This is a genomic window from Psychrobacter sp. KH172YL61, assembly GCF_007182895.1.
In the GTDB taxonomy this organism is placed as follows: domain Bacteria; phylum Pseudomonadota; class Gammaproteobacteria; order Pseudomonadales; family Moraxellaceae; genus Psychrobacter; species Psychrobacter pacificensis.
Window position 1 is genome coordinate 2,668,222 of the sequence record NZ_AP019516.1, and the last position, 19,988, is coordinate 2,688,209.

14 protein-coding genes and 6 pseudogenes are annotated in these 19,988 nt (G+C 45.1%); 11 read left to right on the forward strand and 9 right to left on the reverse strand.

Going from position 1 to position 19,988, the window contains the following annotated elements:
* Nucleotides 1-226: 226 nt before the first annotated feature.
* The 4 genes and pseudogenes from ccmD to ccmA all read right to left on the reverse strand — a co-directional run bounded on the left by ccmD (nt 227) and on the right by ccmA (nt 2,901).
* Entirely contained in the window at nt 227-448 is a 222-nt protein-coding gene (gene ccmD / locus PKHYL_RS14275) for a heme exporter protein CcmD (RefSeq protein WP_186473637.1), read from the reverse strand.
* Between the two features lie 16 nt (nt 449-464).
* Nucleotides 465-1,253 (reverse strand): heme ABC transporter permease, encoded by a 789-nt coding sequence (locus tag PKHYL_RS14280; RefSeq protein ID WP_058025463.1) that lies wholly within the window; start codon nt 1,251-1,253, stop codon nt 465-467.
* Between the two features lie 225 nt (nt 1,254-1,478).
* Nucleotides 1,479-2,135: pseudogene (locus PKHYL_RS14285) on the reverse strand (heme exporter protein CcmB).
* 135 nt (nt 2,136-2,270) lie between these two features.
* Nucleotides 2,271-2,901: pseudogene (gene ccmA, locus PKHYL_RS14290) on the reverse strand (heme ABC exporter ATP-binding protein CcmA).
* 147 nt (nt 2,902-3,048) lie between these two features.
* Between ccmA and PKHYL_RS14295 the strand changes: the two are divergent.
* The 6 genes from PKHYL_RS14295 (at nt 3,049) to PKHYL_RS14320 (ending at nt 6,249) form a co-directional block, all read left to right on the forward strand.
* A complete protein-coding gene (locus tag PKHYL_RS14295; protein WP_240365444.1) occupies nt 3,049-3,942 on the forward strand; it encodes a hypothetical protein in 894 nt (297 codons plus the stop codon).
* Nucleotides 3,923-4,159, forward strand: coding sequence for a hypothetical protein (locus PKHYL_RS14300; protein WP_240365445.1), 237 nt, complete (start codon nt 3,923-3,925; stop codon nt 4,157-4,159). The genes PKHYL_RS14295 and PKHYL_RS14300 overlap by 20 nt, the downstream gene beginning before the upstream one ends.
* A gap of 30 nt (nt 4,160-4,189) precedes the next feature.
* The gene (locus PKHYL_RS14305; RefSeq protein WP_240365446.1) at nt 4,190-4,456 is read left to right on the forward strand and encodes a hypothetical protein; all 267 of its coding nucleotides are present in this window, start codon (nt 4,190-4,192) and stop codon (nt 4,454-4,456) included.
* A 167-nt stretch (nt 4,457-4,623) separates the two neighbouring features.
* Entirely contained in the window at nt 4,624-4,959 is a 336-nt protein-coding gene (locus PKHYL_RS18285) for a hypothetical protein (RefSeq protein WP_332835897.1), read from the forward strand.
* Nucleotides 4,960-5,068: 109 nt separating this feature from the next.
* Nucleotides 5,069-5,986, forward strand: coding sequence for a histone deacetylase family protein (locus PKHYL_RS14315; RefSeq protein WP_240365447.1), 918 nt, complete (start codon nt 5,069-5,071; stop codon nt 5,984-5,986).
* Between the two features lie 56 nt (nt 5,987-6,042).
* On the forward strand, nt 6,043-6,249 hold the full coding sequence (locus PKHYL_RS14320) for a DUF2905 domain-containing protein (protein WP_071002974.1): 207 nt from the start codon (nt 6,043-6,045) through the stop codon (nt 6,247-6,249).
* 156 nt (nt 6,250-6,405) lie between these two features.
* Here PKHYL_RS14320 and PKHYL_RS18290 read toward each other — a convergent pair whose 3' ends face one another.
* From PKHYL_RS18290 to coaBC, 3 genes are read right to left on the reverse strand one after another with little or no spacing between them, the layout of a single operon-like run.
* Nucleotides 6,406-6,867 carry a TSUP family transporter gene (locus PKHYL_RS18290; protein WP_332835898.1) on the reverse strand — a complete coding sequence of 154 codons (462 nt, stop codon included), beginning with the start codon at nt 6,865-6,867 and terminating at the stop codon, nt 6,406-6,408.
* Complete coding sequence (locus PKHYL_RS18295; RefSeq protein ID WP_332835899.1) at nt 6,812-7,189, reverse strand: hypothetical protein; 378 nt, start codon at nt 7,187-7,189, stop codon at nt 6,812-6,814. The genes PKHYL_RS18290 and PKHYL_RS18295 overlap by 56 nt, the downstream gene beginning before the upstream one ends.
* A 42-nt stretch (nt 7,190-7,231) precedes the next feature.
* Nucleotides 7,232-8,614, reverse strand: coding sequence for a bifunctional phosphopantothenoylcysteine decarboxylase/phosphopantothenate--cysteine ligase CoaBC (gene coaBC, locus PKHYL_RS14330; protein ID WP_240365448.1), 1,383 nt, complete (start codon nt 8,612-8,614; stop codon nt 7,232-7,234).
* A 128-nt stretch (nt 8,615-8,742) separates the two neighbouring features.
* Here coaBC and radC point away from each other — a divergent pair.
* The 3 genes and pseudogenes from radC (at nt 8,743) to PKHYL_RS14345 (ending at nt 14,568) form a co-directional block, all read left to right on the forward strand.
* Nucleotides 8,743-9,427, forward strand: a pseudogene (radC, locus tag PKHYL_RS14335) (RadC family protein).
* A gap of 362 nt (nt 9,428-9,789) precedes the next feature.
* Nucleotides 9,790-12,698 (forward strand): annotated as a pseudogene (locus PKHYL_RS14340) (acyl-CoA dehydrogenase).
* A gap of 493 nt (nt 12,699-13,191) precedes the next feature.
* Nucleotides 13,192-14,568, forward strand: coding sequence for a dicarboxylate/amino acid:cation symporter (locus PKHYL_RS14345; RefSeq protein WP_240365449.1), 1,377 nt, complete (start codon nt 13,192-13,194; stop codon nt 14,566-14,568).
* Nucleotides 14,569-14,662: 94 nt separating this feature from the next.
* On the opposite strand, the pseudogene PKHYL_RS14350 reads toward PKHYL_RS14345, so the two are convergent.
* Nucleotides 14,663-15,419: pseudogene (locus PKHYL_RS14350) on the reverse strand (TSUP family transporter).
* Between the two features lie 500 nt (nt 15,420-15,919).
* Between PKHYL_RS14350 and nhaA the strand changes: the two are divergent.
* Together nhaA and PKHYL_RS14360 are read left to right on the forward strand one after the other, a co-directional pair.
* Nucleotides 15,920-17,123: pseudogene (gene nhaA / locus PKHYL_RS14355) on the forward strand (Na+/H+ antiporter NhaA).
* A gap of 377 nt (nt 17,124-17,500) precedes the next feature.
* Complete coding sequence (locus PKHYL_RS14360) at nt 17,501-18,781, forward strand: oxygenase MpaB family protein (RefSeq protein WP_240365450.1); 1,281 nt, start codon at nt 17,501-17,503, stop codon at nt 18,779-18,781.
* An 81-nt stretch (nt 18,782-18,862) separates the two neighbouring features.
* Here the strand turns inward: PKHYL_RS14360 and PKHYL_RS14365 are convergent, their stop codons facing one another.
* The gene (locus PKHYL_RS14365; RefSeq protein ID WP_071002967.1) at nt 18,863-19,597 is read right to left on the reverse strand and encodes an NUDIX hydrolase; all 735 of its coding nucleotides are present in this window, start codon (nt 19,595-19,597) and stop codon (nt 18,863-18,865) included.
* Nucleotides 19,598-19,988: the final 391 nt, after the last annotated feature.

Here is a 19,988-nt window from a genome sequence, read left to right on the forward strand (position 1 = left end):
TTAAATACAATTAGCCCATAAAACAGAAAATATTAAAGAAACGACGATTAGAAAAACGCTTGCAAGAAATATTGTCAAAAAATCTTTCTAATCGTAATCTTCTAATGATCATATGATAGCATTTTTCGGACAAATCAATAAGCCCTATAGCTACTCGCGAGGTCATATTTTTGTCAATAAAAGCATATAGTTTCTTATGCTAAAACCCTGATATTAATATATTTTCTCAGTCAGACTGCTTGGTGATCGGTGTGGATTTTTTGGTCGTGCGCTGTGCCTGACGTACTTGTTGAATCGTCAGCTGCTTGATAAGCGCTTGTCTTTGTCTGCGACTATAAATAATAAAGGCCAGCATCACACCGATGGTAATCGCCCAACATGACCATACAAAGACCCCATGCTTACCCATGGCGACAAACTCAGATATGCTATAAAAGTAAGGCTGCATAGTAGGTTCCTAGCCGTTATTTGTGTTGAGCACGAATGTATTCTTTGACCCACGCTTTGCCTTGGTCACGATGTAAGATCAGTGTATTGGTACGATAAATCGCCATGGTCGCAACCAACAAATAACTACCGATAATCATGAGCAACAGTGGCATCCACATGTCAGCTGACATCTTCGGTGCTTCGGTCAGACTAAAAGTGGCACCTTGATGTAAGGTATTCCACCATTCTACGGAGTACTTGATAATCGGTAGATTCACCGCACCAACAATAGATAAAATAGCAGCCGCTTTGCCACGATTGGCCGTGTGCTCAAAAGCAGCAAACAGCGCCATCACCCCTGCATACAGAAACGCTAATATCAGCATTGAAGTAAGACGCGCATCCCATACCCAGTAGGTCCCCCATGTTGGCTTGGCCCAAATAGACCCTGTGAGCAAACTGATCACACAAAGCAAAAACCCCATCGGAGCCAATGCCTGCGCGACCAGACTGGCCGTCTTAATCTTCCACACCAAATAAATCACCCCCAAAACGGCAAGGGAGAAATAGATAGAGATAGCAAGACTGGCTGCTGGAACATGGATAAAAATAATACGGTAGCTATTGCCCTGCAAATAATCAGGCGGCGCAAAAGCAAGACCCCATACGCTACCAATGAGCAAACAGAGACTGGCTAATATCGCGAGCCACTTGACCCAAGGACTAAAAATCTGAAAGAACTGCTTGGTGCCTACGGTGGTCAAGAAGCCCTGCCAAATGCGCTGCCATAGGCTAGGAGACGAGACGTTATTCAGGTTGGGCATGGGAATAAACCTATTACACAGCTTACTGGTCATGACCGACGTGGCCTACAAAAGCACACGATCAGCTCACCTGCTGGCGTTAAACACTGGATAGAATCTACAAAGCGTATTTACGTATTCAATTGACTATTATAGCAAAATTGCCCGTTTTCAACACAATGTTAATACATGGCGTTTAGATGACTGGATTTAGACGACTGGGTTTTTAGTCTTTCGCAAATGTACTTAATTGAGCCATGTCATTTTTAGGGTCAGCGCAATGACCCACGGCATGACCAAAACGGATATAATACTTCCTGCCAGCAATAGCGCCAAGATAGGTAAGCCATTCAGTCCAGTGGCAAATAAATCAACCGCGCCTGTGGCAAAGATCAATACAGGCAGCTGCATTGGCAATGCAATCAATGGTACCAGTACCGCACCATTCTTCAATGACAGCGTTAAGCTACTGGCGACTGCGGATAGCATCAAAAGCATCGGACTGCCTGTCACGATAGACGCCATCAATATCCCCGCCTCAAACCAACTAAGCTGAAATAGTGGCACAGCAAGCAGACTAAGCAATGCCACAATACCACTACTAAAAAATCCAGTGAATGACCAACCTAATAAGCACCCATAGCGGCAATGACGCTTTGGCGACGACCAATTGCGCAAGCGTACCGTTATCAAGTGCAGGCTTGAACAAGCCATCAACACCCATCACCAAGGACAGCAATGCAGCAATCCACACGGCTGATACGCCAAGACGCTGCAAAGCGCAGGCTCACTACCGACCGCTAGTGGAAACAAGGTGATAATCACTAAAAACAGTACCAATGGGTACAACCATTGTACCGCCCCTTGCTGCTTGACTTGCCATTCACGGCGCCACAACTGCATAAACCCAATACTGCGCGGCGTTGTGACAATAACATTTGATTTTTTATTCGCGGTTATGGTTGTGCTCACTTGCATTGGACTGTCTGTCATTATTCATCCTTTTACCGATACTGATGGTACTGATAGCAGTCACATTTAGACCATGTAATCTGACAAATCGAGCATTTGATTGGCGACACCTACTGCCTGATGACTGGTCATGAGTATCGAGCCGCCAGCCTGCGCAAAGTCGCATAACCGTGCTTCCATACGTGCCACCATATCGACATCGAGCGCGGTAAATGGCTCATCAAGTAACCACAGCGGTGTGACAGCTGGCGTCAATAAATACAATCTTGCCAGTGTGATGCGCCGTGTCTGACCAGCGGATAGATGACTCGAGCTGATCGTTTCAAACCCTTGTAGCCCAACCCAAGTGAGTGCATCGTCAATATCAGTCGTGCTTGGCGTGATACCATATAAGTTTAATAAAAATGTCAGGTTTTGTGCCACGGTTAGATTTGGATGAATACCCAGCTGGTGCGAAACATATAACGGTTGAATAGGTAGACCTGATAGACCTTGATAAGAAATCTCACCTGTTAAAACCGGTAATAATCCTGCCAGCTGCATGAGTAACGTGGTCTTTCCGGTTCCATTTGCGCCAATCAGATGACAAATACTACCCGCTGACAAGTGCAGCGTCACCCCCTTCACAGAGCGGTATCTCGCCGCGCTGAACCGTCATCTCATCAAGCGTTAGTACAGGCGTATCCAAAACCGTCATCAAAACCTCTGGTTATTTATCAAGCAGCAATCAATATTCATCACAAACAAAGCTAATGTTCGTGGCATAATACCCTATGCTCACCACAAACACACAGTATAACAAATTGTCGATTACTCTTACTTCCAAAAAATACGACCTCAAAATATGACTTCAAAACCTATGCAGACTTCACAAGATAGCCAAAATCAAATGCCAGATGCGGAGACTAACAGTGTCAATGTAGACACCAACTTGTCAAAAGCACCATTAACCAGCCGCTTGACGATAGACAGCTTGATTGACGCGCAAGTTGATTTTATGCAGCAGTGGTTGCACAAGCAGGCCGAGCCTTTATCGATGGAAGCTTGGCGCTGGTTTGGTGCTCAGCCCTTAAGCAACTACATCACCTGTGACCATTTACAGCATTTAATGAAAGACTGGCTGTTAAATCAGCCAATGACTGAGGTGATGCGTACAGATATCCGTGATATTTTGCATACTATTATCTATCATCCAGTCAATGACAACGTGCCTTTGTCTGAGCTGGTCGATGACACCCAAATTCAGACCCTTGCTAACTATATTGGTAGCCATGAGCAGCAGCGTAACGTCCTCATTCATACACTGGTGGGTAACGAAACCTTTGCGGATCTATTGACCCAAACGCTCTATCACGCTATCAATGATTTTATGGAGACCACGCTTGATAAAGCGGGCGGTGTTGGTAAACTGATGAAGCTTGGGCGCAGCTCGTTTGAGAAAGCGACCAATAGAAACCTCGATGAAAAACTACAAACGTACTTGCATCGCAATATCAAAGACTTGACGCGCAGAGCTGAGGCCAATGCACAAGCGCATTTGTCAAATCAAGAAGTGGCGCGTCTGATGGTCATGGGCTGGGATCGTATCAAAGACCAACCAATCAGTGAGCTACAAACTTACTTAAGCGATGAACCTGATAATAGCAGCATCGATCATATTGAAGCCAGCATCCAGCAAAGCTACAACCGCCTGCGACTGTCACCCCTATCTACACAGTTTGGTATCAGCGAGTATTGATACTTGGTATGCCAATCATCAATCCGACACGATAGCGACCATTGCGGCGAGTTTGCATATCAATGAAGAGGCTATGGCGCAATGTAGCAGCGCTCTATTACCTATCGTATACGACGCCATTGAAACGCCTTGGTTAACGGCTCATATTCGTGACATGCTAGAAGCATTCTATGCACAGCCTTCTATTAAAGAAGGTTTGGCTCTCAATCACGATTAATTTATAACTTTTATTTGTTAGCATACTATTATGAGTCAACCCAATAAACTCAGCTTATGGCAAAAAATCAAACGATTATTGACGGCTTCTGCCCCGCAGCCAGTAACTGATGCTGCGAGCAAGAAAAATAGGATGGCTTCTGCTAATACCAGTACTCAAGCAGCGGACAGCATCAGCCCTGTAGACGGTTCTCATTCGGGCAATGATCAATTGCCAACGCCTGATGCCACGCTCAAAACCGATGAAAAAACACAGCCCCACCACATCATAACGAGACGCCCATCGTTGATTGCTTAAAACAGTACTTCAATGATAAGCAATGGCACTATACGCACTATCGTCCCAAAACCGGCGACAGCCAGCAATCGCATCATTTATCCCTAAGAATGCGTCATAAAAAAATAGACTGTGGTTACCTGTTTCGTGTTCAGGAAAAAAATAAACTGTTAGCAATCTATGGCATTTTGCCGTTTTTGATACCAGAGAGTCATCAGAGCGCTGCCCTACTACTCATCACTCAAATTAACTATGACATGCTGATTGGCAACCTAGAGATGGATGTCAATGATGGGGAAATACGCTACAAAAATGCGATCGATGTCGAAGCGGTTGGTATCGATACTGAGATCATTGAGCACTCACTACAAAGCGTCGTTGCGATGACCACGGTTGCAAGCGAGCTATTTGGCGACTTGATTAATAATCAGGACCCTGCTGAAGATATGCAGACATTACTGACAGAGCTGCGCCAGCAATCAGATGCACGCACATTCTTTTTACCGACGCAGTTTGTTCAGTAATGCGTCAGTTTATTCACTCATATAGTTTACGCAATGAGGCCGCACTTAGCGGTCGCTCATCTATCTATTTGCATATCCAAAAAACCATCAATATTAAGCTAGAATTCTTATGCTAAAAATTGCCTACTCTGACGTCTTTCGCTACTCTGTGCCCGAAAAGCACCGCTTCCCCATGCAAAAATACATCTTGATTCCGGAGCGCTTATTGAGTGAGGGCACGATCAGTCAAGATAACTTCTTTGCCCCTGCCTACTTAAGCGAAGAGGAGATTTTGACCACTCATACAGCAGAGTACTGGTATCAGCTCAAAACCCAAACCCTGCCGCGAAAGGCGGCACGAGCAATTGGGTTTGAGATGACACCGCAGTTGGTGGAGCGCGGTCGCTATATCGCCCATGCAACTTATGAGTGCGCGCTATATGCTCAGCAATATGGCGTGGCGATGAATGTCGCGGGCGGCACCCATCATGCATTTGCCGATCATGGCGAGGGGTTTTGCGTGTTTAACGATGTCTGTATCGCCAGCAATCTACTGCTTAATCGCAGGCAGGCGCAAAAGATTTTAATCGTGGATTTGGATGTCCATCAAGGCAATGGCAACGCCAGCATCATGGCGGATGAGCCACGCGTTTTTGTCTTTAGCATGCATGGCGCCAAGAACTATCCGTTTCGCAAACAAGTCTCTGACCTAGACATTGAGCTCGATAATGATACAGACGATGCGACCTATCTTAGGTTATTAAAAGACACCCTGCCACGCTTGATTACTGAGGTTGCACCAGATATGATTTTTTATCAGTCCGCAGTTGATGTGCTGGCGACCGATAAACTGGGTAAACTTGGCTTAACGCAAGCAGGCTGTAAGGCGCGTGACGAGTACGTATTGCAGCAAGCAAAAGCCGCTAGCATTCCAGTTGCTATCGTCATGGGTGGGGGTTATTCTGAAAATATTGAAGATGTGGTCGAGGCGCACTGCAATACCTTTCGAGTGGCACAGCAGCTGTATTTTGGTGAAATAGCTGGTTAAGGTTCAGCGCATGTATGGTGGAGACAAAAGAGTAAAATAAGATTAGCGAGGCTTATATGGCAAAAATACTGATTGTAATTGGCATCGTGTTAGTGGTTGTCGGGGTCATTTGGCTGGTTTTTCCCAATGCCTTTTCGTGGTTCGGCAATCTGCCAGGCGATATTAAGCACACCTCAGGCAATACACGGGTTTATTTTCCAGTGGTCACTATGGTAGTTATCAGTGTTATCGCGACCATCGTGTTAAATTTATTCAATCGTTAACCTGAAAAACACTCCCTATAGTCAACTTACTTTAAACCGAGTCAGTGCTACTGGGGAGGTTGTTTGTGCCGCATCGAACGATAGCAGCACGTAAGCAAGATTTATACCAGTAGCCTGTAATAGTTGATGGTTTGATTCTGTTTATTACTGACCATACTACAAAAACGCCATCACGCCTTGCCAGCCCACGCGTATTCCAAGCACGACTAGAATCAATAAAATAAGCTGACGAAAACGCGCTTGTGGCAAATAACGACGTAGACGAATTCCGACTAAAAGCGTAACAATAGATATCACACTGAGCAAGGCAATCAGCTGCCACTCATCGCTACTCAATGCCATGATAGGCTCACGCAACACGATAATTTGTGCCACTTTGCCTAAGAAATAACACATGTTGCCGACTTTGGCGATGGTGTTTTTATCATCACTGGCAGAGAGCAGATACATCATCAGTATGGTCGACATCGCATTGGTCGAGCCGCCAATGACGCCTGCACCAAAACCAACAGCAATCAACATGGGCTTCGTATCTGCTAAGCGGATTTGTTTGCCCAGCACGCTACTGGTGACATAAAAACCAATGACCGCCGCCAGCATCAATAGGGATATAGGCACTGTTTATCCACAGCAGCAACTGAGCACCCAAGATGCTGCCAAGCAAGCTTGTGAGCGCCAGCAGCCAATAGCGTCTGCCATAGTAGATAAAGTTTTGCCAAACACTGCGCTCACCACCTGCTAGCCAAGTCATGATATTAACCACTAGCGAGGGGAAAATCACCAATACAATGGCATATGGCAATGGGTACATGCTAGCAAGCGCGGTAGTCGTGACGAGCGTCGCACCAAGTCCGCTAATACCGTGTAGCAGCGATGCCAGCGCAAAAATGAGCGTCAGCACTAGCATCTGAGTGCTATCGTCACCAGCTATATTAGTCATATTGTTTATACCATTTGAGGCTCAGCGCCTATATTTATACCACTAGCTGTTTTGACATTGAGCGATTGTTTCACCAATAATACTGGCTAACTGCTCAGCGATCTTGTCTTTGCTGGCTTTGTCTAACGTTATCGCATCATGCTCATAGCGCTCAGAGAAAAATACCTGCATGGCATTATCGTCACTAGCAAAACCAATATCTGCCCGTGAGACATCGTTACAGGCAATCATATCTAGCGCTTTTGCAGCTAGCTTACCACGCGCATAACGCTCGACATCCTGTGTTTCTGCGGCAAAACCAACGACAAACAGTTCTGGATGAGCAAGAGAAATCGTCGCTAAAATATCAGGGTTTTTAACCAAGCTGAGATTCATAGCATCTTGTGTCTTTTTAATTTTTTGCGGTGCGGCTTCTTCAGTACGATAATCTGCTACTGCGGCGGTCGCGATAAAGATATCTGCCTTTACGAATTGGTGTTCAGTATAAGCCTGCGGTAGTTCATGCTCATCACCGCAACCACAATCGCCATGATGGTCATGGGTGTGAGAATGATTATGTTCATGTGCGTGCTCATGAGAATGGTCATACTCATCTTCAAGATCCAATTGAAGCTCGCTATGCGTACCATCCACACATTGCTGGGCAGCGATCAGCATATCTTTGGCAGACAGCACATCAATTCGTGTGACATTAAGCGGCGTGGGCAATGCCACTTTACCACCAGCGATTAGGATCACCTCTGCGCCAGCCGCCACGCAAGCGCGCGCTAAAGCAAAGCCCATTTTTCCTGAAGAATGATTGGACAAATAGCGCACAGGATCGATTGCTTCTACTGTAGGTCCTGCGGTAATGACCACTCTTTTGCCTGCTAATAATTGCGGCGTCGTGTTCATTGCTTTGAACAAGAGTACCTCAGCCAACAACTGCTCAGGCTCAGGCAGCCGCCCTGCACCCACGTCACCACACGCTTGCTCACCGCTGGCTGGCTGGATAATCTGATAGTTCATATCACGCAGGGTTTGTACATTCAGATTTACCGCAGGATGCGCCCACATCTGCTGATTCATCGCAGGAGCGATAATAACTGGTGCGGTTGTGGCAAGGCACACTGTGGTCAACAAATCATCAGCCATTCCCATAGCCAGACGTGCGAGCGTATTGGCGGACGCAGGGGCAATGACAATTAAGTCCGCCCATTTAGCCAGCTCAATGTGCCCCATCCCCGCTTCTGCCTGCTCATCGAGTAATGAGACATGCACCTCGTTACCCGTCAACGCTTGCAGAGTCAGCGGTGTGATAAATGCTTGTGCGCCTGTCGTCATAATGACGCGCACATCAAAGCCTGCTTTAATCAACAAGCGGGCAAATATAGCAGATTTATAAGCGGCGATACCGCCAGTAATAGCAAGCACAATATTGGACATAAGCGTGGCTTCAATCAAAAAGTGAAAAGATAAAATTGCGCTTATAGTAACAACTATGAGATAAATTGGGTAAAATTTTCCGTATTTACCTCAGATAACAATTAGCAATTTATTCTTAAGGAGTGGCAATGGCGATTAAAGACTGGCATGAGGATGACAGACCACGCGAAAAATTATTGAAATTCGGTGCCGCTCACTTATCTGATGCGGAGATACTGGCCATATTTTTACGTACGGGTACGCAGTCACAGTCAGCGATTGAGCTCGCGCGTCATTTGATCGATCAGTTTGGCAGCCTAGCTGAGCTGCTTGCCGCACCGCAAAAAACCGTTCTTGCTTGTCATGGGATCGGTCCCGCCAAGTACGCTCAGATATTGGCATCGCTTGAGATGGGCACACGTTATCTGGATAGTAAGCTAAAAACGGGGCAAGCACTTGGGCGCTCGCAAATGGTCAAAGATTATATTAGCACCCAGTTACGCGGTGAGCATCGTGAAGTATTTGCTGTCCTCTGTCTGGACAATGCGTTGAACCTGTTAAACTTTGAAATACTGTTCACAGGCGGCATCTCATCGTGTTCCGTCTGTATCAAGCATGTACTCCGGCACGCACTAAGCCATGCGGCTAGCCAGCTCATTATTGCGCATAACCATCCTCATACCGATGCCAAGCCCTCAGCTGCTGACAATCTACTGACCTATGAGCTAAAAAAAAGCGTGTGACCTACTAGATATCTCACTGGTCGATCACATCATCGTTGGACGTAACGATACCTTATCTTATGCCGAAAGCTGCCTTGCACCTTTTGGTTAGTTCATGACACTGACCACTCAACTGGTCAGCAAATTTGAGCTACTTGGCAAACCCTACTCATTAGAATCTATTGGGTATGATACCTGATACATATTATCGACACAGCGTAGCACTTTGGCTATTGATAGTCATCAACATCTGTTTCATATTAGTAGCTTGTTCTATAGCAGCTGACGCATTACGCTTTTGTTTTAGCCGTATACAGTACAAGAGTCTGCTAGCAGCACCAAGGTTACTTATGCTGCCAACTATTATATGGTTAGAATTGTTTGTTATAAAACACAATAATAATCGTAACGGTTCATATCTTTTTACTTTCTTATATTTCACACTTTTTATTTAGTATCCCACAGGAGATAGTCATGGCAATTGGCTTGTTTATTTTGGCAGTCATCATTCAATTAGCTGTAGTCTTGGCCATCTTTTTGCTGTCCTTATCACGAGTCACGGGCAGTATTGTTGCCTTGATCACCGTTATTGTTACTGCCATTATCAGTCCATGGTCGCTCCTCTTAGGGGTGCCCATCGCGCTGCTTTGCTTGGTTTTACTCATTACTCCACTGCGCCAATCACTCATTACCAAACCGGTCTATAAGGCTTTGGGTGGTGCAATGCCGAGTATGAGTGATACGGAGCGCGAAGCACTGGATGCTGGTACCAGTTGGTGGGAAAAAGAGCTGTTTATGGGAGCGCCAAATTGGGAGGCTTTTGCCAATTACCCTTATCCAAAGCTCTCAGAAGAAGAGCAAAGCTTCATTGATAACGAAGTAGAAACGCTATGCGCTATGCTCGATGAATGGCAAATACAGCACAAAGATAAAGAGCTGTCACCTGAAGCGTGGCAATTTATCAAAAGTAATGGCTTTTTAGGGTTAATTATTCCAAAAGAGTTTGGTGGTCTAGAATTTAGCTCTTATGCGCAAAGCCGCGTGATGAGTAAAATCGCGTCGCGCTCACCGACTGCGGCAGTGACCTGTATGGTACCCAATTCGCTCGGTCCTGGTGAGCTACTAATGCACTATGGCACGGACGAGCAAAAACAGCGCTGGCTACCGGGTCTCGCCAAAGGTGATGAAGTACCTTGTTTCGGTTTGACTGGACCTGAGGCAGGCTCTGATGCAGGTGCGATCCCTGATACAGGCGTCGTCTGTTATGGCACGCATGAGGGCGAGCAGGTACTTGGTCTGCGTATGAACTTCTCCAAACGCTGGATTACATTAGCACCTATCGCTACTGTCGTGGGTTTGGCTTTTAAGATGCATGATCCTGAAGGGCTGCTTGGAGATCCCAATAAAACTGATTATGGTATAACCTGTGCACTGATCCCTGCCAATCATGAGAAGGGTGGTCACGGGTCCACGTCACAACCCAATCGGCTCACCATTTATGAATGGTACGGTCGATGGCAAAGATGTCTTTATCCCCTTAGATTACATCATTGGCGGTGTCGAAAACGCTGGTCGCGGCTGGCGTATGCTGATGGAGTGCTTGGGCGTGGGTCGTGGTATCTCCTTGCCTGCTCTATCGACCTCAGCCAGTGAAATGACCTATCTGTCTGTCGGTGCATTTGCAAAAGTTCGCGAACAGTTCAAAATATCAGTCGGTAAATTTGAAGGTGTACAGGACGCCACCAGTCGCATGGCAAGTAACACTTATATGTTAGAAGCGTTCCGTCATTTGGTAACTTGCGGGTTAAACCAAGGCGGTACGCCATCAGTCATGACTGCAATGGCAAAATATTATGCGACCGAAACCATGCGTAGTGTGGTCAATGATGGTATGGATGTCGTTGGTGGTCGTGCCGTACAGATGGGCCCACGTAACTTCTTAGCGATACCTTATCAAGCAATTCCTGTATCTATCACTGTTGAGGGTGCCAATATTTTGACCCGCTCGCTGATGATTTTTGGTCAAGGCGCGATGCGTTGTCATCCTTATCTATTCGATGAGCTGCAACTGCTACAGAGTGAGGGATAAAAAAGCAGCGACTGAAAAATTCGACACGCTTTTCTTCAAACATTTAGGCTATACCTTCAACCGCGGGGCAAAAGCGTTTATCGCAGGTTACGTCGGTGGTAGTGATAATGCGCCACGTTTTGCTGATGCCTTTACTCGTCCTTATTACAAGCATATCAACCGCCTAAGCGCAAGCTTTGCATTGACTGCAGATATGGCGTTAGGACTGTTAGCAGGGGATCTAAAACGTAAAGAGATGCTGTCTGGTCGCTTAGCGGATATTCATAGCCACTTATTTATCGCGACGGCTATTTTGCAATTTTATGAGCATGGTAGTAAATCCGAAGCTGAGCGTTTACATGCCAAAGTTGCACTCCAAAACAGCTTATATACGATTCAAGAAGCTTTTGTGTCTTTCTTTGCCAACTTCCCTAATCGTATGGCCGCCAATGTAGTGAGCTTTGTGACTTTTCCAAGTGGCCGTATCTTTACGCCAGCAAGCGATGAGCTAAAACGTCAGCTGGGTGATACCTTTATGGATGATTTTGCTACCAACCCATTCCGCGATTATCTCAAAACCATGGTGTACTACAATACCGACCCAGATGATGTGACAGGCCGTATGGAGCATGCTTATCAGACCTTGGTTGAGATCGAACCACTGTGGCAGAAGTTTAAAAAGGCAGAACATCAGGACAGCTTTGAAGGCCTAACCTTCGAAGACCATGTGGTACATGCGAGCCAAAACGATAGCATCACTGAAGAAGAGGCTGAGGTCTTGATTCAATATAATGCCATGCGCTTTGATTCATTATTGACCGATGTATTTGATAAGCATCTATCAGAAGCTCAAGAGCGCGATAATCCACATACGCTCGAAAATGCTGTCAATCAACTAACAAATTATGCAGCGCTAAAAAAAGAAGTAAAAAACAAAAGTAGCGTATCGACTGACAGTGAGATGCCAGTCACGCATGAGTTAAATGATACGACAAATACAGAACCACAGACTGGTGATGCCAATCCTAATCACGGCTATGAGAGCGATGGTGATGTAGAAATGGTCAGTGAGCAAGATACTGTGAAAGAAATCAAGTCACAGGCGAATTTTGAGAAATCAAATCCTGAAGCCGAAGCGCTTGATCATCGCTACCGTGATGCAGAGTCTCACCTCAATGAGCGTATGAGTAACAACCACAGTCGCCATATTGCTCCACCTGATGAGGTCGACGAAAGCGCAAGTGACAAACACCTCCAAACCTTAGATGATCAGACGCATCTGCCGCGCGAACGTGAAGAAGATGATAAGGTATAACTAAAAGGTCAATTCAAACGCGTAAACTCATGAGTATCGTGATTATTCATGACGATAAATATAAAACTTCAAAAGCCAGACTGTCTACACGCGACAGTTTGGTTTTTTTTGGAGTTGCCAAAATGTAAACGTATTTTATGACATCAAAGTGATAACACTGGCTTAATATCAATAGTTTGATATATCCATTTACCCTAAAAACTCTTTCATGAATATATTGTTTCATATCAGAAACAAACCGTTTACAATAAATCATCGCTATTTTATGGGCACATAGTTGTGACAGGGATTGTTCTCTTGGAATAAAATGATAAAAAAAATCTTGCAGTGCCCTTACCTATTCTTTTATATTGTCCTCGAAAATGTGACATCAAGCGACAATCACAAGAACTTAATAGTCATAACACGCATTATAGTTAGATTGGCAAACACGGTCACATAGATTTGGGTGACGCTGACTATAGCGCTGTTATGCACACAAAGGGATATGGATATGTGGAAAAATATGGGACTGACAGGCAAGATTATCGTTGCCATGGTGCTCGGTATCATACTGGGTCTATTTTTAAACTACTCAGGATTGAATGGCGAAGGCAGCTTCGTTAATACTTACATCACAAATGGTGCCTTTGCTATTATCGGCAAGCTATTTGTTAACTCGCTAAAAATGTTGGTCGTACCTTTAGTACTTATCTCACTGATTTGCGGTGTGTGTGGCATTGGTGATATCCGTCTGCTAGGACGTATTGGTACCAAAACATTTATGATCTATATGATGACAACCGCGCTTGCTATTGCAACGGCGATTGGATTGGGTGTGCTATTTGGTATCGGTAAAGGCATGAATATCGAATCTGAAGCCACGTTTGAAGCCGCATCAGCGCCGCCACTGCTTGATGTGTTCTCAAACATTATCCCATCAAATCCCATCAGTGCGATGGCAAATGGCGACATGCTATCGATTATTTTCTTTGCCATTCTAATCGGTATCAGTATTTTGATGGTGGGTAAACCTGCCAAAGGCTTGGTTCAAAGTCTAGAGCTTATCAATGAAGTCATCTTGAAGATGGTGACCATCATTATGAACCTAGCCCCTTATGGTGTATTTGCACTGTTAGCCAAGGCGATGTCTGAGCTAGGCTTTGAGTTAATTTTGTCACTGCTAAGCTATATGGCAGTATTGGTTGGTTCTTTGGCCTTCCATTTCTTCGTTACTATGATGATTGTACTAAAAGTCTCTTCAGGTCTATCTATCAAGACCTTTTTGGCAAAAATGCGCGAAGTACAAATCTTTGCGTTTAGTACGTCGAGCTCAAACGCGACCATTCCGATTACCTTGCGTACCGTTACTAAGCGTATGGGTGTGAATAACTCAGTGGCTTCGTTTACCGTTCCTTTTGGTGCCACCATCAACATGGATGGTACAGCCATCATGCAAGGGACAGCGACCATCTTCATTGCCAATATTTATGGTATTGATTTGGGCGTGACCGAATATCTAACCGTTATCTTGATGTCAGTACTGGCCTCTGTCGGTACGGCTGGTGTCCCTGGTGTCGGCTTGATCATGCTGTCTATGGTATTTGCTCAGGTCGGTCTGCCTATCGAAGGTATTGGTCTGATCTTGGGTGTAGATCGTATCCTAGATATGCTGCGTACTGCTGTCAACGTTGGTGGTGATGCGGCAGTGACTGCTATCGTAGCAAAATCAGAAGGTAAAATGGATCTGGCGCTATACAACGATCCTAACGCTGGTGCTAAAGACGTGTTCGATGGTCATATCGATGAAGACAACGAGCGTGAGTTCTCTAAAGTCATGAATGATGGCATCATGGGTAGTGAGTACGATGACGTTGATCGTCGCCACTAATCATCTCTGCTAGATAGACATTCGTAAAATAAAAAACCTCAGTCACCTATGCACACGGACTGAGGTTTTTTGTGGGAGATAGTAATGGGTTTCTTTAGCCAAAAACGTATTTGGTCAACATTGCCAAACACACCAGCACAATCATCGGACGAATCAGCTTACTACCGCCTTTGACGACCATATGTGAACCAAAATAGGCACCGATGGTTTGTCCCACCATCATTGCCAATCCCACTTTCCACAACACATTGCCACCCAAGATAAAAAAATATCAGTGAGCCGATATTGGTAGATAAGTTCAGCACCTTTGCGGTCCCTGTCGCTTCAATAATCTGACGACCACGCAGTGCCACATTGCCCAGCGCAAAAAACATCCCTGTGCCGGGTCCAATATACCCATCATAAAAACCAATCAAAGGTGCCACCCCTTTTTGCCATTTACCCTCTGATATGCGGGGAGCCGCCTCTACCCTCACCAAGCCTAGGGAGCAAATAAGGTATAAATACCGATAGCGGCAATCAAAAAGGAATCAGTTTTTCGAGCAAATCAGGTGGTGACATCTGCACCGCAATGGTACCCAAGACTGAACCGATAAACGCGGCAATAATAGCCACTTTAATACGCTGCGGTTTGACGACGCCCTTTTTATCATGGTAATGGATGCGGCCAATGCGCCAGAAGCAGCTTGTAGCTTATTGGTGCCAAGCGTGAGCACTGGCGGGATATTGGCCAGTAGCATGGCAGGTATGGTCAACAGACCGCCGCCGCCAGCAATCGCATCAATAAATCCTGCCAATGCTGCGACAGCCGCAAGCATCAAAATAATCTCTAGTGAGAAGGTTAAGTCCATAATACTGACCTACAAAATATGGTGATAAAAGAAAAGAAAGCCTCAGATACTAGGCTAAAAACTTACTAATGACACTACTATCGTTGGTAATAGCTGTTATTGATAATAGTAGTGATAAGACGATAAATTCTCTGAAAACTTCTTAAGACATGAGATAACGTCATAATGCGTCGATCATTATAGATATAAAACCGCAAAAAAAGCCAAAAACGTCACAAAGTCTGCTAGATTTAGCCAATAGTGTTCTAAATCTCTCATATAACGGACAGTTTGTTAAAAAGATTTAACGACTTACAACTATTTTGCTCGTCGCATCGCCTTTATAATGTCACTGTCATTGGAGACGATATAATGGGCTAATGGCGTTATTTCAGCGTATTTTGTTGTCTATATTAATAAGAGTGTGAGAAACTGTTTTTATCTGCTTGCTATATCGTCATGAATAGTAACGTGGATATTTGAGATTATTTAGTAAATTGTACTTAGGAGGTGAGGATAATATGGCAATACGAAGGATTAAGGCATTTTTTGAATTTGAGGCAGCGGGCGGTATCGTCTTAGCATTGGCTGCCGTTGCTGCAATGATCATTGCCAACTCCCCCCTCAATGTTTGGTACGAAGGTTTTATTCACGCACCAGTTGCCATTCAAATTGGTGAGTTTGCCATTGCCAAAGATGCTCACCACTGGATCAATGATGGTCTAATGGCCGTTTTCTTTTTCTTGGTCGGGCTTGAGCTCAAGCGTGAAGTATTGATTGGTGAGTTGTCTAACGTCAAGCAGATTATCCTACCAGCTGGTGCAGCACTGGGTGGTATGATCATGCCTGCGATTGTTTATCTACTCTTTAACTACAATGAGCCTGAGTTTTGGAAAGGTTGGGCCATTCCTGCGGCAACAGATATTGCTTTTGCGCTTGGTATTTTGAGCCTTCTTGGCAACCGTGTACCCAACTCTCTAAAAAGTCTTTTTGGTCTCTATTGCTATTTTTGATGATATCGGTGCGATTTTGATTATCGCTCTGTTTTATACCAGTGAGTTGTCACTAGAGTCGTTAGCTTTGGCTGGCCTATGTCTGCCATTCTTGTACCTTCTTAATCGTCGTAACGTCACTAGCATCACGCCTTATCTACTTATTGGTATTATCATGTGGATTGCAGTGCTCAAATCGGGTATCCATGCAACATTGGCCGGTGTGGTCTTAGCACTATTTATTCCTATGTTTGACCGCACTGATCCTGAGCACTCTCCGCTTGAAGAGCTAGAGCATGACCTACATAACACCGTCGCCTTTGGTATTTTGCCAATATTCGCTTTTGCCAACTCGGGTATCTCACTCGAAGGCGCAGGTCTTGCTGAATTATTCCATTCAGTACCACTAGGTATTGCCGCAGGTCTGTTTATCGGTAAGCAGTTGGGCGTCATGATTATGTGCTGGTTAATCTTTAAGCTTGGTATCTCAACCATGCCAAAAGGTATGAACTATAAGCAAATCTACGGCGCAGCGCTATTGTGCGGTGTTGGTTTTACCATGAGCTTATTCATTGGTAGCTTGGCGTTCGCTGGCGACACCACTATGTTTGATGAGCGCTTGGGTATCATCATGGGTTCTATCGTTTCTGGTATCGCAGGTTACATCATGCTCAAAGTGAGCTTGAAAGATAATGTCAGCGGCACATCAGTCGATTTGACTCGCTCTCATTAATAGCAAAACGAGTGACTTATGAGCCTATTAGCTTATAAGTCGCTTTTTATTATCTGCAAAAACTTTTAATGAAAAATGTGTATTCAGCCAAGGTTGATTATTGTTAATGAACCCGCTGTAGCATTAGCAATAATTGTCATGTCGGCAGACGAGAATATCCAATACATCGTGCCTGCCGTATCGTTAGGGCGAAAGACGCGCGTGTAAGACTGCCGTTCTTATCTGATGAAATATGTGACCTAAAATCTCGTATCAGTACGATACAAAGACAACGAGAGTCATTGAGTCCATCAATTAACGCTTATAAGTGATGGTTATGGATCGCTCTTACGATACGAATGTTGTTTTATAGCTGACTTATAAAGGTGTTTGATCATATGGATAAGAAAATCAGCAATACTGCAAATATTCCCACCAATAAGACGCAGCATCCATCAACAGCGTTGTATTTGCGTCATGGGCGTACGACTGCTATCGATGACCATAGTGATTTGCAAGTGTTAAAGCGGATTAAGCGATATCTACTACCAAAAGACTTTGCTATCTCGCCTGCGCTACTAGAGGAGATAGTCGCCGGCTACGATATTGGCGATCCACTCGCAGATGATTTGGCCGCTAACAATATCCGCTTTGCAAAGCCCCTACAACAGATTATCAGCGGCGGCGATGGTCTAGACCTAAATAGCGATCTCGCAACCAACGCCTCATTTAATGCACTAACCGAGCAATTTAGCAGTCATCCTGATTGGTTCGATCCCAAACTCGCTCAAATCGGTGCGGTCGCCTATCGACGCTATCCACTGATGCTCATTTGGCTACTGCGTAATGTCGCGCTGATGGCAGGTTATAGCATCCCAGCCCTATCACTACCACTCATTCAGACGGGCGCGTTGATGCACGATGCGCTACCACGGCTCATGCGTACCTATGCCTATATCTTGGCGGTGTCTGAGCATCCACAATCAGATATGGGCATGCGCAATCACTCTCAACCTATCGATCAAGTATTGGCGATTGGCTCTGAGGGCTGGCGACAATCCATCAAAGTACGTCAGATTCATACATTGGTACGGCAAAACTTGCTCAAAGGTAAGGGCAATGCTGCTACAGGCGTGATACCAAACGCCGAGCAACATCATAACCCTGATGGTAGCTGGAATACCGATTATTGGGGCGTGCCGATTAACCAAACCGATATGATTGCCACCCATTTACAGTTCTCGTTGTTAATTATGCGTGGCCTACGCCTGCTCGGCGCCCGTATTAGCCCTGAGGAAGCGGAAGGTATTTTGCACTTATGGAATCTTGCCAGCTACTGGATGGGCGTTGATTTAGAGCGTCTGCCAAAAGATGAAGCGGCTAGCTGGGAATGGCTGTATACCTACTTATCAATACAGCAGCTAGACTTTAAGACGGGGCAGCCACTGGCAAAAGCCTTGCATGATCTACCGCGTCAGTTGATGGGCGAAGACAATCGACGTGGACGCTTTGTGGAGATGGTCAATGCCAGTGTGACACGCACCTTAGTCGGTGATGACATTGGTGACGGCTTAGCTTTACCAAAATCAAAGATACGCTTTGGCGTATTGTCTTCAGTGCCGATTCTTTTGCGCTTGATACTGCGCGGCAGCACAATGCAACGGTTGCCCAAAAATTAGAAGCATTTCGTGCCAAGCGCCAAGACAATATGAATTGGTGGCTTAAAAAGAACGATGATTATTATAAGTAGATGATATCTATCAGCGTTTGTTTTCTACGCGGTAATACCATTCTAGCTGACGATCAAACCCAGTTTCTAGCAAACTGGCAATGACGCGCCCTGTCAGTCCCCACACCGTCTCACCATCCACTTGCCAACTCGGCGTCAGTATGGTCGCGGTTTGTTCTTGCATTTTATATTCTACCGCATACTCCACCGTTGGCTGGTTGACTAACGACTCTAAATCCGCCCAAAAGATACGCGATATCTCTCCCACTTCAGGAACTAATACCAGACCTGGGGCGATGAGCGCGACAATGGGACGTACACTCATACCGCTTTTGGACGTTTGGATCGGTAGTTGTCCCAGTAATTGCACTTTATTAGGTGGCAGCGCCGTCTCTTCACAAGCTTCACGTAATGCGGTCACGACGTTGTTGCCATCACCTATCTCATGTTTGCCGCCTGCACAGGAGACCTCTCCTGCATGGCTGTTCATATGAGCGGCTCGGCGCGTCAATAAAAGCTTGGGTCGACGCTCATTGGTAATTGCCACCAATATTGAGGCATCGGCAATCGGTGTCTGATACAAGCTGTCCAAAATACGCGTACTTTGTGAGGTGTTGCCACTCTCGTACATCGCTGGACTCGTGAGCGCATTCAATGTCTCGTGTTGTACTCGCTCGGCCAGTTTTCTGAGTGTGGGATGACGAATAAAGCTTGGGACAGCGACGCTAAACTTATTAAAAAAATCAATATTTTCGGGTACGGTCATTATCAAATCCTATGAGTGGTCATTTTCATATTACTCATGAAAATACCGGTGCCAGCATAACAGTATAACCTGTCGCTAGTATGGCAGCCTTTTTATTAATCAGATTATCGCTTTTGTAGATGTATCTCATATTTACGTTATTTTCGACAAAGTGCGATTTATTGATGCATCGGCTGACTGCTATACATACAGTAGAACCTCAATAAAATTGATGCAGCATAGGAAACGCGCTCGATTAAATGCTACTTTTCTTGCTTGCTGTGACTGCGTCTCCAGAGGCTGCGAAAAATAGCGTTTAATCTTGCTATACCATTTTTATAATGGTTTCACTATATATGTGGTCACTATGATAAATATAAAACGGCTTACCGCTTGTGTATAAGCTTTGTTA